Below are 15,019 nucleotides of genomic sequence, written 5' to 3'. Positions count from 1 at the left end.
GTTTATCTTGTACCAATTCGCCCAAGTCCCCGAAGAGCACACCGAGTTCTGCCCCCACTGCGGCCAGCCCATGCCGCAGGAGCAGATCGTCGTGCACGAATATGGTGCACACAAGCAGCCGAACCGCTACGGTATCGGCGCGACGGTGCTGGTTCACCTGCTGGTGGTCCTGGCGTATTTCATTCATCCCAAGACTGAAATCAAGATAACGCCGCCGGCCAAGGAGGGCGAAATGGTGTGGGTGGCGCCGCTGCCGGTCTCCAAGCCTAAGCCCACGCCGAAGCCGACTCCGTCCAAACCGACCAAAACGGCCAAGGCCGAAACGCCGAAGGCGACCCGCGCCTACCTGCCGCCGAACAAAAACGCCATCACCGAGCGCATCAAGCCGCAGGAACAGATCGTGCCGCCCGAGCAGGCCAAGCTGACGCCACCGCCGCCGGAGGCGACCGATATGCAGGCCATGGTCGAAATGCGCCGCCGCGCCCGCAATGCGGATGCGCAGCCGGCTGAGCCGTCCGCCGCCGAAAGCGAAGCAGCGGCCGCCAAGGGCCGCGCCATGGCCAATATCATGGGCGCCCAGGGCCGCAGTGCGAACGGCGAGCGCAACGATACGGGCGGCATCTTCCAGGTCGTGGACAAGACCTTCAACGGCGCTGACATCAAGTTCCGCGGCTTCAGTTCGAACTTCAAGCGCCAGTGGTCGCAGCAGGTCCACGTGGACCAGGGCCTGGAAAAGGATATCGAAACGGCCATCGTGAAGAAAATGATCGAGATGATCCGCAAGGAAAAACCTGGCGACTTCGTCTGGGAATCGCACCGCCTCGGCCGCAATGTGCCGATGAGTGCGCGCAAGGAAGACGAAGCGGAACTGCAGGCTTTCCTGCTGCAGGAGTTCTTCCCTGGCTACGGTAAGCTGCGCTGAAAAAAAGTGTTGTCACTGCGATCTTTTTCTTGCAACTGACGTAGTTCCGGCTTCGTTCTGCCGCTATAATCGCCCAAAATTTTTGCATATGGCCGGAGCACTGAACTGAGATGAACGTCACGCTGATTTCCTTCGTCGTACTGTATTTGCTGGGTACGCTTGCCTTGGGCGTGTGGGCAGGAACGCGGATCAAGAATACGACCGACTTCGCCGTGGCCGGCCGCAGCCTGCCGCTGATCATGGTCGTGACCACGACCTTCGCCACCTGGTTCGGCGCGGAAACCGTGATGGGCATTCCCGCCAAGTTCGTGCAGGGCGGCCTGAATGCGCTGGTGGAAGACCCGTTCGGCGCGGGCACCTGCCTGATCCTCGTCGGCATGTTCTTCGCGGCCCGCCTCTACAAACTGAACCTGCTGACCATCGGCGACTTCTACCGCCAGCGCTACGGCAAGGGCATCGAGGTGTTCTGCTCGGTGGCCATCATTGTTTCCTATCTCGGCTGGGTGGCGGCGCAGATTACCGCGCTGGGCCTGGTGTTTTCGGTGCTGACCAATGGCGCCATGTCCGAAACCATGGGCATGATCGTGGGCACATTGGCCGTGCTTATCTACGTGGTGGTGGGCGGCTTCCTGGCCGTGGCCTGGACCGACTTCATCCAGATGATCGTTCTGGTGCTGGGTTTGTCCGTGATCGCCTTTTTCTCCGCTGACCTGGCGGGCGGCGCCGGCAAGGTGGTCGCGATGGCGTCCGATTCGAACCTGTGGAACTTCCTGCCGCCGGCTTCCTTCACCGACATCGCCTTCTTCATCGGCGCCGGCGTGACCATGATGCTGGGCTCGATTCCGCAGCAGGACGTGTTCCAGCGCGTGATGTCCGCCAAGAATGCGCCGACGGCGCGCACCGGCGCCATGATCGGCGGCGCGTCGTACATCCTCTTCGCTTTCGTGCCGATGTTCATTGTGGCCTGCGCCGTGATCGTGATGGGCGATAACGCGATGGAAATGGCCAAGAACGATTACCAGCGCCTGCTGCCGACCTTTGTGCTGACCAGGATGCCGCTGGTCATGCAGATCCTGTTCTTTGGCGCGCTGCTGTCCGCAATCAAGTCGACTTCGTCGGCGACGCTGCTGGCGCCTTCGACCAGCTTCGTGGAGAACATCCTGAAGAACCTGCGTCCCGGCATGGGCGACCGCCAGCAGCTGCTGGCCATGCGCATGACCATCGTCGTGTTTGCCGCCCTGGTGCTGGCGTATGCGGTGGCGATGAAGGGCACTTCGATTTATGACCTGGTGTCGAGTGCTTACCAGGTGACGCTGGTGGGCGCCTTTGTGCCGCTGGTGATGGGCTTGTACTGGAAGCGTTCGACGACACAGGGCGCGATTGCTTCGCTGGCGCTGGGCATCGGGACGTGGATTGTGTTCTTCCCGCAGGTGTCGGAGCTGGGCACGCATTTCCCGGGACAGCTGGCGGGCCTGATGGCGGCATTCGTGGGGATGATCGGCGGATCGCTGATGCCGCAGATCCTCAAGAACCGGCACGATCCGAAACACCTCGTCAAGGGCCTCAGCGCATAACGGCGCCGCGGGCCGGGAGGCACGGCGGATCAATGATCCGCCCTACGCGTCACCGAAATGCAAACGCCGCGAATTCGCGGCGTTTTTCATTGGGACTTGCGTAATCGAGGTGTGTAGGGCGGATCATTGATCCGCCGTGCATGCGGTCACGCGGCTTTCAGCTTGCGTGCAATATCCAGCGCAAAATAGGTCAACACCCCATCCGCCCCGGCGCGCTTGAACGCCAGCATCGATTCCATCATCACCTTGTCATGATCCAGCCAGCCGTTCTGGGCGGCGGCCTTGATCATCGCGTACTCGCCGGACACCTGGTAAGCAAAAGTCGGCACCTTGAACTCATCCTTCACGCGGCGCACGATATCCAGGTAAGGCATGCCGGGCTTGACCATGACCATGTCCGCGCCTTCGGCGATATCCAGCGCCACTTCGCGCAGGGCCTCGTTCGAATTGGCCGGGTCCATCTGGTAAGTGTTCTTGTCGCTCTTGCCCAGGTTCTTGGCCGAGCCCACCGCATCGCGGAAGGGACCGTAGAAGGCAGAAGCATACTTGGCCGAATACGCCATGATGCGCGTGTGGATGAAATTCTTCTCCTCCAGCGCGGCGCGCACATAGCCGATGCGGCCATCCATCATGTCCGAAGGCGCCACCACGTCCACGCCGGCTTCGGCCTGGGCCAGCGCCTGGCGCACCAGCATTTCGGTGGTCACATCGTTCAGCACATAGCCATTGTCGTCGATCAGGCCGTCCTGGCCGTGGCTGGTGTAAGGGTCGAGCGCCACGTCGGTCAGGATGCCCAGCTCGGGGAAGTTCTTCTTCAGTGCCCGCACGGCGCGCGGCACCAGGCCTTCAGGATTGGTCGCTTCCACGCCGTCCGGCGTTTTCTTCGACGCATCGATTACGGGGAACAGGGCCAGCACGGGGATGCCCAGGCTCACGCATTCCTCGGCCACCTTCATCAGCAAGTCCACCGACACGCGCTCCACGCCCGGCATGGACAACACCGGCTCGCGCTGGTTCGTGCCTTCCAGGATGAAGACGGGGTAGATCAGGTCGGAAGCGGTCACCACATTCTCGCGCATCAGGGCGCGGGAGAAGGGATCGCGGCGCATGCGGCGCATGCGGATGGCTGGGAAGTCAGGCGTAATCATCTTTATTCCGTTTCGGTTGGGGTGGATGCGTCCGCGTCACCGGTGAGGCCGGCCAGTTCTTCGATCTTGGCCGTCGCTTCCTCGATGCCGGTGCGCTTGAGCGCGGAAAACAGTTGCACGGTGAAGGGGAAGCCTTCGCCATCTTCGTCCACGTAGCTGTCGAGCTTGGCTTGCGCCTGGCGCAGCACGTTGACGGATTCATTGCGGTTCAGCTTGTCTGCCTTGGTCAGGATGCAATGGATCGGCTTGCCGGTCGGTGCGAACCACTCGATCATTTGCTGGTCCAGGTCAGTGAACGGGCGGCGCGCATCCATCATCAGCACCAGGGCGGCCAGCTGTTCGCGCTGCTGCACATAATCGCCCAGCAGGCGCTGCCAGTGCAGCTTGGCGTCGCCGGACACTTCGGCGTAGCCATACCCCGGCAAGTCGGCAATCAGGCATTCGATTTCCTCGACCTTGGTCGCATCGTGGCGGTGCATCGCCACATGGGAGCCGCCGACGGAAAAGAAATTAATGTGCTGGGTGCGGCCCGGTGTTTTGGACGCGAACGCCAGGCCTTTCTGATTGCAAAGAATATTAATTGCCGTCGATTTACCGGCATTTGAACGGCCCGCGAAAGCAATTTCAGGCACGGTGGTGCGTGGCAGGTCGCGCAAATGGTTTACGGTCGTGAAAAAGCGGGCTTGCCAGAGTTTGGACATGGGATGGGGCAGAAATTGCAACAAAAGGTGGGAAAAACGCTAGAAAGCTATTGTACAATAAGGGGTTACGAATTGTTGTCATGCGCCATTCTGCCTATTTATAAGGCAATGTGCGGTAAACAATCCTCTACCACTATTATTTACTAGTCTCAGGGTGTCTGAATGAATCGTGCGTTTTCACCATTTGTAAAATCCTTGTTCGTTGCACTGCTGGCTGTATCTGGTGTGGCATCCGCTGCCGAAGCGCATGCTCCTGCCGCCAAGGTTGATCCGGCCAAGGGCGCAACCCTGTACGGTGATGGTGACTCCGCACGCGGCCTGCCGGCTTGCGTATCCTGCCACGGCGCTGCCGGCAATTCGACCATTGCCGCCAACCCGAAGCTGGCCGGCCTGCCGGAAGCCTATGTCTATAAGCAGCTGGTGGATTTCACTGAGCCGTCGCGCAACCAGCCGGTGATGACCACCTACGCCAAGATGCTGTCGGACGAAGAGAAGAAGAACATCGCCGCTTACCTGTCCACCCAGACCCAGAAGCCGGGCGCTGCCAAGAACAAGGACACCGTCGAGCTGGGCAAGAAGATCTACCGCGGCGGCATCGCCGAGAAGAGCGTGCCTGCCTGCGCATCCTGCCACGGCGCTTCCGGCGGCGGCATGCCGGCCCGCTACCCACGCGTGGGCGGCCAGCACCAGGATTACACCATCGCCCAGCTGAATGGCTTCAAGGCGAAGACCCGCAAGAACAGTGCTGAGATGGCGACCATCGCCTCCCGCCTGTCCGACGACGAGATCAAAGCCGTCGCCGACTACGTGGCCGGCTTGAAGTAATCGATATCCGGCCGCTCCAGGGCGTGCGGCCTGGACGTGAAAAGGGCGGCTGCGTAAGCAGGCTGCCCTTTTTTGTTTTATCCTCCTGAAATTTCCGCACATGAGCAACACCCCCAGCACTTCCGGAATCCAGCTGCGCAACAGGCGCGGCGCCGTCGCTGAAATCGTCGAGCTGCTGTCCTCGATGCGTTTTGCCATTGCCTTGCTGGCCATGATCGCAATTGCCTCGGTCATCGGCACCATCATGCAGCAGAACAAGCCCTCCGGTGACTACATCAACCAGTTCGGGCCGTTCTGGGCCGAGGTGTACAGCAAGCTGGGGCTGTATGCGATCTATTCGTCCTGGTGGTTCCTGCTGATCATGGGCGTGCTGGTCATTTCGACCTCGCTGTGCGTCGTGCACAACACGCCGAAGATGCTGAAGGATATGCGCAGCTGGCGCGAAAAGGTGCGCGAGCAATCCCTCAATAACTTCCACCACAAGAACCAGTGGGCTTCGTCCCTGGCCCGCCCGGCGCTGGCTGCCCAGACCTCCGAGCGCCTGCAGCACGCCGGCTACTCGACCAAGGTCGTCGAGAAGGATGGCGCCACCCTGGTAACGGCCAAGCGCGGCGCAGGCAACAAGTTCGGCTATATCTTCGCCCACACCGCGATCGTGGTGATCTGCGTGGGCGGCATGCTCGATTCGGACGTGCCGATCCGCCTGCAGCAGTGGCTGTTCAACAAGACTGCCTTCAGCGGCAATGGCCTGATCAGCGGAATCCCGGCCAGGCACCGCCTTGGCGTGCATAACCCGACTTACCGCGGCAATATTTCGCTGCCGGAGGGGCAGACGGGCAATATCGCGATCCTGCCGCGCCCGGATGGCGTGCTGCTGCAGGATCTGCCGTTCTCGATCCAGCTGAAGAAGTTCGACATCGACTTCTACAGCACCGGCATGCCCAAGCTGTTCGCCAGCGATGTGGTGGTGCGTGCCAACGACACGGGCGAAACCATCTCCGGCACCATCGAAGTGAACAAGCCGCTGATCTTTAAGGGCGTGGCGATCTACCAGTCCAGCTTTGAAGATGGCGGCAGCAAGCTGAAGCTGACGGGCTTCCCGATGAAGGGCAGCAGCAACGAAAAATTCGACATTGCCGGCGAAGTGGGCAACGCGACCAAGCTGAACGACGAATACACGGTGGAGTGGAGCGACTTCCGTCCCTTCAACGTGGAAAATATCGGCACGCAAGATGCGCGCTCCGTCACCAAGGGCGAAAACCTGAACGAATCCTTCGCCCGCAGCCTGGACAAGCAGCTGGGCTCGGCCGCCAAGAACGCCCACAACAAGGACCTGAAGAACGTCGGCCCTTCCGTGCAGTACAAGCTGCGCGACAAGAACGGCCAGGCGCGCGAATTCCAGAACTACATGCAGCCGGTGACCATCGATGGGGAAACCATCTTCCTGGCCGGCGTGCGCGCCAACCCGGGCGACCCGTTCAGCTACCTGCGCATTCCGGCGGACGATGAGCACAGCGTGCGCGAATGGATGAACCTGCGCGCCGGCCTGAACGATCCGGCCCTGCGCGCCAGGGCGGCCGAACGTTACGCCCGCCGCGCCATGCCGCAAGGCGGCAGCGAAGTGCGCTCGCAGTTGCAGGCTTCCGCCCGAGAAGGGCCTGGAAATTTTCGCGGGGGACGATAAGGCCGCCGGTTTCTTCGCCATCAGCAAATTCCTCGAAAGGGTGCCGGAAGCCGAGCAGACCAAGGCGGCCGACATCTTCATGAAAATCCTGAACGGCACCATGTGGGAACTGTGGCAGCTGGTGCGCGAAGAGCATGGCCAGCAGCCGCCGGCCGCCGACGAGAAGCACGCGCGCTACCTGCAGATGGCCACGACCGCGCTGTCGGATGCATTCTTCTACGGCGCTCCGGTCTTCCTCCAGCTGGACGACTATACGCAAATCAAAGCATCGGTATTCCAGGTGACGCGTTCGCCCGGCAAGACAGTGGTGTACATTGGCTGCGTCTTCCTTGTACTGGGCGTATTTTCCATGTTCTACATCCGCGAGCGCCGCCTGTGGGTGTGGATCAAGGATAGCGCGCAGGGCGCCGACGCGCTGATGGCGATGAGCACCCAGCGCAAGACCATGGACTTCGAACGCGAATTTAAGGAATTGAAGGAAAAACTGCCGCAATCGGCGTAAGCTGAAGCAAGTTTTTTGGAGAATTACGATGGAAATCACGCAAAACCAAACCTATACGCAGGCGCCGGGCTATTTCAAGCGCCTGAACGTCCTGGACTGGCTGTTCGCGCTCTTGCTGCTGGGCGGCGCGCTGTATGCGCTGAACCGCTTCGGCGCCTATATGGATTATTACGAAAAGGCCATCCTGCTGGCGGCCGTGCCGACTTTTGCGGCGCTGGGCTGGCACTGGAAACCGGTGCGCTGGGTGATGCCGCTGGCCTTCCTGCTGGCCTTGTATGCCGTCAAGCTGTACGCCGGCCAGCTGCCGAACGCAGATACGCGCTTCTTCCTGAAGTATGCGCTGTCGAGCCAGTCCGCCATTCTGTGGATGAGCACGCTGTTCTTCCTGTCCACGTTGTTCTATTGGGGAGGCCTGGTCGCACGCTCCCCGTTCGGCGGCTCGGTGGGCTCCAAGCTGAGCTGGGCGGCCGTGGTGCTGGGCCTGACCGGCATGCTGGTGCGCTGGTACGAGTCCTACCTGATCGGCACGGACGTGGGCCACATTCCGATTTCCAACCTGTACGAAGTCTTCGTCCTGTTCTCGCTGATCACGGCCCTGTTTTACCTCTACTATGAGCAGCATTATCAGACCCGCCAGCTGGGCCCCTTCGTGCTGCTGGTGATCTCGGCGGCCATCGGCTTCCTGCTGTGGTACACGGTGGCGCGCGGCGCCTCGGACATCCAGCCGCTGGTGCCGGCGCTGCAGAGCTGGTGGATGAAAATCCACGTGCCGGCCAACTTCATCGGCTACGGCACTTTCGCGCTGGCAGCCATGGTGGGCACGGCTTACCTGCTGAAGTCGCACGGCTACCTGGCGGACCGCCTGCCGTCGCTGGAACTGCTGGACGATGTGATGTACAAGGCCATTTCCGTCGGTTTCGCCTTCTTCACCATCGCCACCATCCTGGGCGCGCTGTGGGCGGCCGAGGCCTGGGGCGGTTACTGGTCCTGGGACCCGAAGGAAACCTGGGCGCTGATCGTTTGGCTGAACTATGCGGCCTGGCTGCACATGCGCCTGATGTCAGGCCTGCGCGGCCGTGCAGCGGCCTGGTGGGCTGTGGTCGGCCTGCTGGTAACGACCTTTGCTTTCCTTGGCGTCAACATGTTCCTTTCCGGTCTGCATTCCTACGGCAAATTGTAATTACATCGTAATTATGTGAATTCCGGATTCGTGTAAGGTTAGGGCTAATAGAACGACCAACACCCGAGGCGTAAAACAGGTGGCTGCCACGGCGTGGCAGCCACCAGATTTAAGCCGTGGGTTCTAAAGCCTGACCGAACACTTTTCCGGAGTTGTCATGTTGATCAAACGCAGCCCGAACGGCATCGACCTGCCGTTCTCATCCGAAATCACCCCGCGCGAAATCTTCGAGTCGCGCCGCACCTTCATCAAGCAGCTGGCCGTGGGCTCGATCGCGGGCGCCGGGCTGCTGGACCAGGCCTGGGCCCAGAGCGGCAACGCCAAGCTGGCCGCCAGGCTGAATCCCGCCTGGTCGGCCATGGAAAAGCAGACGGCCTACAAGGATGCCACCACCTATAACAACTTCTACGAATTCGGCACGGACAAGAGCGACCCGGCGCATTACGCCGGCACCCTGAAGCCGCGGCCCTGGACCGTGTCCATCGAGGGCGAGGTAAAGAAGCCGTTCACGCTGGATATCGACAGCCTGCTCAAGCTGGCGCCGCTGGAAGAGCGAGTGTATCGCCTGCGCTGCGTGGAAGGCTGGTCGATGGTCATTCCGTGGATCGGCTATTCCTTCTCCGAGATCATCAAGAAGGCCGAGCCGACGGGCAATGCCAAGTACGTGGAATTCGTGTCGCTGGCGGACAAGAAGCAGATGCCGGGCGTCGGCAGCCGCGTGCTGGACTGGCCATACGTGGAAGGCTTGCGCATGGATGAAGCCAACCATCCGCTGGCGCTGCTGACCCTGGGCATGTATGGCGAAGTGCTGCCGAACCAGAACGGCGCGCCGGTGCGCATCATCGTGCCGTGGAAGTATGGTTTCAAGTCGGCCAAGTCCATCGTGAAGATCCGCTTCGTGAAGGATATGCCGCGCACTGCCTGGAACCTGGCGGCGCCTAGCGAATACGGCTTCTATTCCAACGTAAATCCGGATGTGGACCACCCGCGCTGGTCGCAGGCCACCGAGCGTCGCATCGGCGAGGACGGCTTCTTCACGCGCAAGCGCAAGACGCTGATGTTCAACGGTTATTCCGATGTGGCTTCGCTCTACACCGGCATGGATTTGAGGAAGAATTTCTGATGGCTTTCAATCCTTCGCCGCGGCAGATCACAGCGCTGAAGGCCGTTGTCTTCGTGCTGTCACTGCTGCCGTTCTTCAAGCTGGCCTGGCTGGTCGGCAACGATCAGCTGGTCGAGCCGCTGCAATACATCACCCGCGCGACGGGGGACTGGACGCTGTACTTCCTCTGCATCACGCTGGCGGTGACGCCGCTGCGCCGGTTCTCGAAATGGAACTGGGTGCTGAAGCTGCGCCGCATGCTGGGGCTGTATGCTTTCTTCTACGGCCTGCTGCACTTCACCACTTTCCTGTGGTTCGATCATTTCTTCGATGTGCAGGAGATGCTGAAGGATGTGGCCAAGCGGCCGTTCATCACGGTTGGCTTTACGGCCTTTGTGCTGCTGATCCCGTTGGCGGTGACAAGCACCAATGCCATGGTGCGCCGGCTGGGCGGCAAGCGCTGGCAGTTGCTGCACAAGTTGATCTACGTGATCGCGCCGCTGGGGATTCTGCACTTCTGGTGGATGAAGGCGGCCAAGCACGATTTCGGGCAGCCGATTCTGTTCGGGCTGATCGTCTTCGCGCTGCTGGCGCTGAGGGTCTGGTGGGCGCGGGAAAAGTCGCGGGCGGAACAGCGGCGGATCAATGATCCGCCCTACGCACCTCGCGTGCGCATGCACGCCCAACGTTGACACGCGCGTGTCCGGGCCAATGTGGACCGTTGTCTCGCCATGGCCGGGGGCGGGGCACGATGATTTGCCGCACGGCGTAGGGCGGATCATTGATCCGCCGTGCGTGCGGTCCCGGGGCGTAATTACTTGATCGTGGACTCCAGCGCGAACAAATCCGCCGGATTCTCGCGCTGGCGCACCACGTGCACCTGTGCGCCATCCACGACCAATTCAACGGCGCGGCCGCGCGTGTTGTAATTGGACGCCATGGTCATGCCGTAGGCGCCGGCGGTCTTCATCACCAGCAGATCCCCCGGCGCCACCGCCAGTTCGCGGTCGCGCGCCAGCCAGTCGCCGGATTCGCAGATCGGCCCCACCACATCGAACATGGCCGACTCGGCGCCGCCCTGCACGACAGGCTGCATATCCATCCAGGCCTGATACATTGCCGGACGCGCCATATCGTTCATGGCCGCGTCCACGATGCAGAAATTCTTTTCCTCGCCGTGCTTGATGAACTCCACGCGCGTCAGCAGCACGCCGGCGTTGCCGACGATCGAGCGGCCCGGTTCGAAGATCACCTTGACCGGCTGGCCGCCGTGCTTCGCGGCGCGCCAGGCGTCGATGCGCTTGAACAGGCGTCCCAGGTAGTCGCCGACCGGCACCGGAGCGCCGTCGCCATAGTCGATGCCCAGGCCACCGCCGATGTCCAGGTGGTGCAGGTGGATGCCTTCGGCGTGCAGGGTATCGATCAGCTCAATCAGCTTGTCCAGCGCTTCCAGCAGCGGCGCATCGTCCAGCAGCTGGGAGCCGATGTGGCAATCGATGCCGACCACGTCCAGCGCCGGCAGCTTCGACGCCACGTGGTAAGTATCCAGCGCATCGGAGAAGGCCACGCCGAACTTGTTGGCTTTCAGGCCGGTCGCAATATACGGGTGGGTCTTGGCATCCACGTTCGGGTTCACGCGCAGCGATACGCGCGCCTTCTTGCCCATGCCGGCCGCCACGTCGTTCAGGCGGTGCAGCTCAGGGATGGATTCCACGTTGAAGCACAGGATGTCGTGGCTCAGCGCCAGGCGCATCTCGTCCACGCTCTTGCCGACGCCGGAGAAGATTACTTTCTTCGCGTCGCCGCCCGCAGCGACCACGCGCAGCAGTTCGCCGCCGGACACGATATCGAAGCCCGCACCGCGGTCCGCCAGCAGTTTCAGGATCGCCAGATTGGAATTCGCCTTCATTGCATAGCAGACCAGCGCATCGCGGCCGGCCGCGGCGTTTGCGTATGAATCGAAGTTATCCAGCAGCGTCTTTTTGGAATAGACGTAAGCCGGCGTGCCGTACTGTTCTGCGATGGCGGTCAGCGCAACGCCTTCGGCGTGCATCACGCCATTCTGGTATTCAAATTGGGACATAAATTATTGTTGGGAGGCGGGAGGAGTCGACGGCACGGGGGCGGACGGTGGCGCCACGCCTGGTTTTCCAAGGTTGTCGGAGGTGGCAGGCTTGGCTGGCGGCTTGGGCAGGTAGAGCGGGCCGGTCTGGCCGCATGCGGTCAGCAGGGCGGCGATGGCCAGCGCGGCGGGCAGTGCAATTCGGGACTTCACGATTAAAATAGGGTCTTGATAGGAATCTTGGAGTGTAGCATGACCGAATCGGAATTTTTGGAGCTGGCGGAAGAGACGCTGGATGGGATCGAGGCCGCGCTGGACCGCCTGGCTGAGCAGGATATGGTCGACGTGGAGTGCAGCCGCAGCGGCAATGTGCTGGAAATCGAGTTCCTGGGCAATGGATCCAAGGTGATCGTCAACAGCCAGGCGGCCATGCAGGAACTGTGGGTCGCCGCACGCTCGGGCGGTTTCCATTACCGCCATGTGGATGGCCAGTGGAGCGATACGCGCAGCGGCCTGGAATTGTTCGCCGCCTTGTCGGAGATCGCGACCGCCCAGGGCGGCGCGCCGGTGGTGCTCGAACCCTGAACCCACGGCACACCCTGGTGGCAGCCACGATGTGGCAGCCACCCGTTCGGCACCGAATGCCTTAGCGAGCCGCAGCGGCTTGTCTAAGCCGTCGGCATGTGCCAGGTGCCTGCCACATCGTGGCAGACACCAGCCTTTCAGGTTCAGGTTCTAGAACAACTCGTTCTTCACCGCATCCTTCGCCTTCTCCTCCGCCGGCGTCCCGCGGGTAGCGCCTTCCAGGCTCTGCACGCCCATGCCCGGCGGGTTCTCGGCATAGTAATACTCGCCGTCCGCCATGATGACGCCCTCCGGCACGGCACGTTCCTCGACAGGAAGATTCTTCAGCGCCTTCTGCATATAGCCGATCCAGATCGGCAGGGCCAGGCCGCCGCCGGTTTCGCGGTTGCCCAGGTTGCGCGGCTGGTCGAAGCCGATCCAGGCGATGCCCACCAGCTTGGGCTGGTAGCCGGCGAACCAGGCGTCGATCGAATCGTTGGTGGTGCCGGTCTTGCCCGCGATATCCGGACGCTTGAGCGACAGCGCCTTGGTCGCGGTACCGAAGCGCACTACATCCTTCATCATCGAATCCATCAGGAAGGCGTTGCGTTCGTCGATCACGCGGTTCTTCTCGTCGCCCGCGCGGTCCGGCGCCGCCTGGGACAGCACCTTGCCGTTTGCATCGGTCACCCTGGAGATCAGGTAAGGCGTGACCTTGTAGCCGCCGTTGGCGAACACCGAATACGCGCCCGCCATCTGCAGCGGCGTCACGGCGCCCGCGCCCAGGGCCAGCGTCAGGTAGGGCGGATTGCGTTCGGCGTCGAAGCCGAAGCGGGTCGCGTATTCCTGGCCGTACTTGGCGCCGATCTTGTGCAGGATGCGGATCGAAATCATGTTCTTCGACTTGGTCAGGCCGCGGCGCATGCTCATCGGCCCTTCATACTTGCCGTCGTAGTTCTTCGGTTCCCACGCCTGGCCGCCGGTCTGGCCCGCGTCAAAGGAGATCGGCGCATCGTTGATCATCGTGGACGGCGACAGGCCGCGCTCCAGCGAAGCCGAATAGATGAAGGGCTTGAACGAGGAGCCCGGCTGGCGCCAGGCCTGGGTCACGTGATTGAATTTGTTGCGGTTGTAATCGAAGCCGCCCACCATGGCCTTGATCGAGCCGTCTTCGGTGCTGGCTGCGATGAAGGCCGATTCGACTTCCGGCATCTGGGTCAGCAGCCAGTCCTTGCCTTCCTGGACCACGCGGATCACGGCGCCGCGGCGCAGGCGCTTGTTGGGCGGGTTCTTGTCCGATAGCCACGAGCGGCCCTGTTCCAGGCCGGCGCCGGTGATCGTGATTTCTTCGCCGGATGCGGTGACCGCCGTCAGCTTGGTGGCCGAGGCGCTCAGCACCATGGCGGCCACGATATCGTCGCTGTCCGGATGCTCGGCCAGTTCGGTCTCGATCATCTCGTCCGCTTCGGACTTGTTGTTCGGCAGGTCGACATAGGCTTCCGGGCCGCGGTAGGTGTGGCGGCGCTCGTAATCCATCACGCCGCGGCGCAGGGCCAGGTAAGCGGCATCCTGGTCGGCCTTGGTGATGGTGGTGAAGACGTTCAGGCCGCGCGTGTAGGTTTCTTCCTTGAACTGTTCATAGACCAGCTGGCGCGCCATTTCCGCCACATATTCCGCGTGGACGCCGAACTCGCTGCTGTCTGTTTTCACTTTCAGTTGCTCGTTCTTCGCCGCTTCGTACTGTGCCGGCGTAATATACCCAAGCTGGGCCATGCGCTGCAGGATGTACTGCTGGCGCGTGCGGGCGCGCTTCGGATTGACTACCGGGTTGTAAGCCGAAGGCGCCTTGGGCAGTCCGGCCAGCATGGCCGCTTCGGCCACGCTAATGTCTTTCAAATTCTTGCCGAAGTAGATCTGGGCAGCCGAGGAAAAACCGTAGGCGCGCTGGCCCAGGTAGATCTGGTTCATGTAGACCTCAAGGATCTGGTCCTTGGTCAGGTTCTGCTCGATTTTCCAGGCCAGTAACGCTTCATAGGCCTTGCGCTTCAGAGTCTGTTCGCTGGAAAGGAAAAAGTTGCGCGCGACCTGCTGCGTGATCGTGGACGCGCCCTGGCGGGCGCCGCCGGTCGCGTTATGCAGGGCGGCGCGCAGGATGCCCCAGTAATCGACGCCGCCGTGTTCGTAGAAGCGGTCATCCTCGATGGCCAGCACGGCCTTCTTCATGACGTCGGGGATGTCCTTGATGTGCACCAGGTTGCGGCGCTCTTCGCCGAACTCGCCGATCAGCACATTGTCGGCGGAGAAGATCCGCAGTGGCATCTTGGGCCGGTAATCGGTCAGTGTATCAAGCGAGGGCAGGTTGGGGTAGGCCAGGGCCAGGCCGAACACTACCAGCAGCACGCCGGCCAGGATCAGGCCCAGCACGGAAACCAGGGCCATCAGCAGGAAGCCGCGGGACGGTTTGGACGGGGCCTCTTTATTAATAGAAGTCATGCGCAGGACGAGGTAAATAATTATTCAAGGAATTATAAGCGAGCAGCAATTAAGCAGGCGCGCACGAAAATGGACCTTATTTTCAGTAATATTTACCATGAGCAACGAAACAACTGTGTTAATTTCGCGGCCACAAATGGCCTAAGTGACTGTGGCGTAAGGCAAACAGCGACACAATCGTTCCTCACAGAAATATCTTTACACCTCTAAAGCAATATTGCTAGCATCTAATGTACTGTCTCACCTTTACTCGCTAAGCACG

Annotated in this window: 12 protein-coding genes and 1 pseudogene; 8 read left to right on the top strand and 5 right to left on the bottom strand. The window is 61.4% G+C overall.

Going from position 1 to position 15,019, the window contains the following annotated elements:
• The first annotated feature begins 7 nt into the window (after positions 1-7).
• The gene (locus ACHMW6_RS32040) at positions 8-922 is read left to right on the top strand and encodes a hypothetical protein (RefSeq protein ID WP_395403190.1); all 915 of its coding nucleotides are present in this window, start codon (positions 8-10) and stop codon (positions 920-922) included.
• A gap of 110 nt (positions 923-1,032) precedes the next feature.
• Positions 1,033-2,496, top strand: coding sequence for a sodium:solute symporter family protein (locus ACHMW6_RS32035; RefSeq protein WP_395403188.1), 1,464 nt, complete (start codon positions 1,033-1,035; stop codon positions 2,494-2,496).
• Positions 2,497-2,642: 146 nt separating this feature from the next.
• Here ACHMW6_RS32035 and hemB read toward each other — a convergent pair whose 3' ends face one another.
• Positions 2,643-3,644 (bottom strand): porphobilinogen synthase, encoded by a 1,002-nt coding sequence (hemB, locus tag ACHMW6_RS32030; RefSeq protein ID WP_395403186.1) that lies wholly within the window; start codon positions 3,642-3,644, stop codon positions 2,643-2,645.
• Between the two features lie 2 nt (positions 3,645-3,646).
• Positions 3,647-4,345 carry a ribosome biogenesis GTP-binding protein YihA/YsxC gene (yihA, locus tag ACHMW6_RS32025; RefSeq protein WP_395403184.1) on the bottom strand — a complete coding sequence of 233 codons (699 nt, stop codon included), beginning with the start codon at positions 4,343-4,345 and terminating at the stop codon, positions 3,647-3,649.
• Positions 4,346-4,507: 162 nt separating this feature from the next.
• Between yihA and ACHMW6_RS32020 the strand changes: the two genes are divergently transcribed.
• From ACHMW6_RS32020 to ACHMW6_RS32000, 5 genes and pseudogenes are all read left to right on the top strand, one after another.
• The gene (locus tag ACHMW6_RS32020) at positions 4,508-5,170 is read left to right on the top strand and encodes a c-type cytochrome (protein WP_395403182.1); all 663 of its coding nucleotides are present in this window, start codon (positions 4,508-4,510) and stop codon (positions 5,168-5,170) included.
• Positions 5,171-5,270: 100 nt separating this feature from the next.
• Positions 5,271-7,356 (top strand): annotated as a pseudogene (locus ACHMW6_RS32015) (cytochrome c biogenesis protein ResB).
• A 28-nt stretch (positions 7,357-7,384) separates the two neighbouring features.
• Positions 7,385-8,536, top strand: a complete 1,152-nt coding sequence (gene ccsB / locus ACHMW6_RS32010) for a c-type cytochrome biogenesis protein CcsB (RefSeq protein ID WP_395403180.1) — start codon at positions 7,385-7,387, stop codon at positions 8,534-8,536.
• A 157-nt stretch (positions 8,537-8,693) separates the two neighbouring features.
• A complete protein-coding gene (gene msrP, locus ACHMW6_RS32005; RefSeq protein WP_395403178.1) occupies positions 8,694-9,659 on the top strand; it encodes a protein-methionine-sulfoxide reductase catalytic subunit MsrP in 966 nt (321 codons plus the stop codon).
• The gene (locus ACHMW6_RS32000) at positions 9,659-10,330 is read left to right on the top strand and encodes a sulfite oxidase heme-binding subunit YedZ (RefSeq protein WP_395403176.1); all 672 of its coding nucleotides are present in this window, start codon (positions 9,659-9,661) and stop codon (positions 10,328-10,330) included. Before msrP ends, ACHMW6_RS32000 begins: the two co-directional genes overlap by 1 nt.
• A gap of 122 nt (positions 10,331-10,452) precedes the next feature.
• Here ACHMW6_RS32000 and lysA read toward each other — a convergent pair whose 3' ends face one another.
• Both lysA and ACHMW6_RS31990 read right to left on the bottom strand, forming a co-directional pair.
• On the bottom strand, positions 10,453-11,721 hold the full coding sequence (gene lysA / locus ACHMW6_RS31995; protein WP_395403174.1) for a diaminopimelate decarboxylase: 1,269 nt from the start codon (positions 11,719-11,721) through the stop codon (positions 10,453-10,455).
• A 3-nt stretch (positions 11,722-11,724) separates the two neighbouring features.
• A complete protein-coding gene (locus ACHMW6_RS31990; RefSeq protein ID WP_395403172.1) occupies positions 11,725-11,913 on the bottom strand; it encodes a lipoprotein in 189 nt (62 codons plus the stop codon).
• Between the two features lie 39 nt (positions 11,914-11,952).
• Between ACHMW6_RS31990 and cyaY the strand changes: the two genes are divergently transcribed.
• On the top strand, positions 11,953-12,285 hold the full coding sequence (gene cyaY, locus ACHMW6_RS31985; protein ID WP_395403170.1) for an iron donor protein CyaY: 333 nt from the start codon (positions 11,953-11,955) through the stop codon (positions 12,283-12,285).
• Between the two features lie 150 nt (positions 12,286-12,435).
• Here the strand turns inward: cyaY and ACHMW6_RS31980 are convergent, their stop codons facing one another.
• The gene (locus ACHMW6_RS31980; protein WP_395403168.1) at positions 12,436-14,757 is read right to left on the bottom strand and encodes a penicillin-binding protein 1A; all 2,322 of its coding nucleotides are present in this window, start codon (positions 14,755-14,757) and stop codon (positions 12,436-12,438) included.
• Positions 14,758-15,019: the final 262 nt, after the last annotated feature.

Origin of the sequence: Pseudoduganella sp. UC29_106 (assembly GCF_044055365.1) — a bacterium.
Lineage (GTDB): Bacteria > Pseudomonadota > Gammaproteobacteria > Burkholderiales > Burkholderiaceae_D > Rugamonas.
This window is presented reverse-complemented; position numbering and strand designations above follow the sequence as displayed.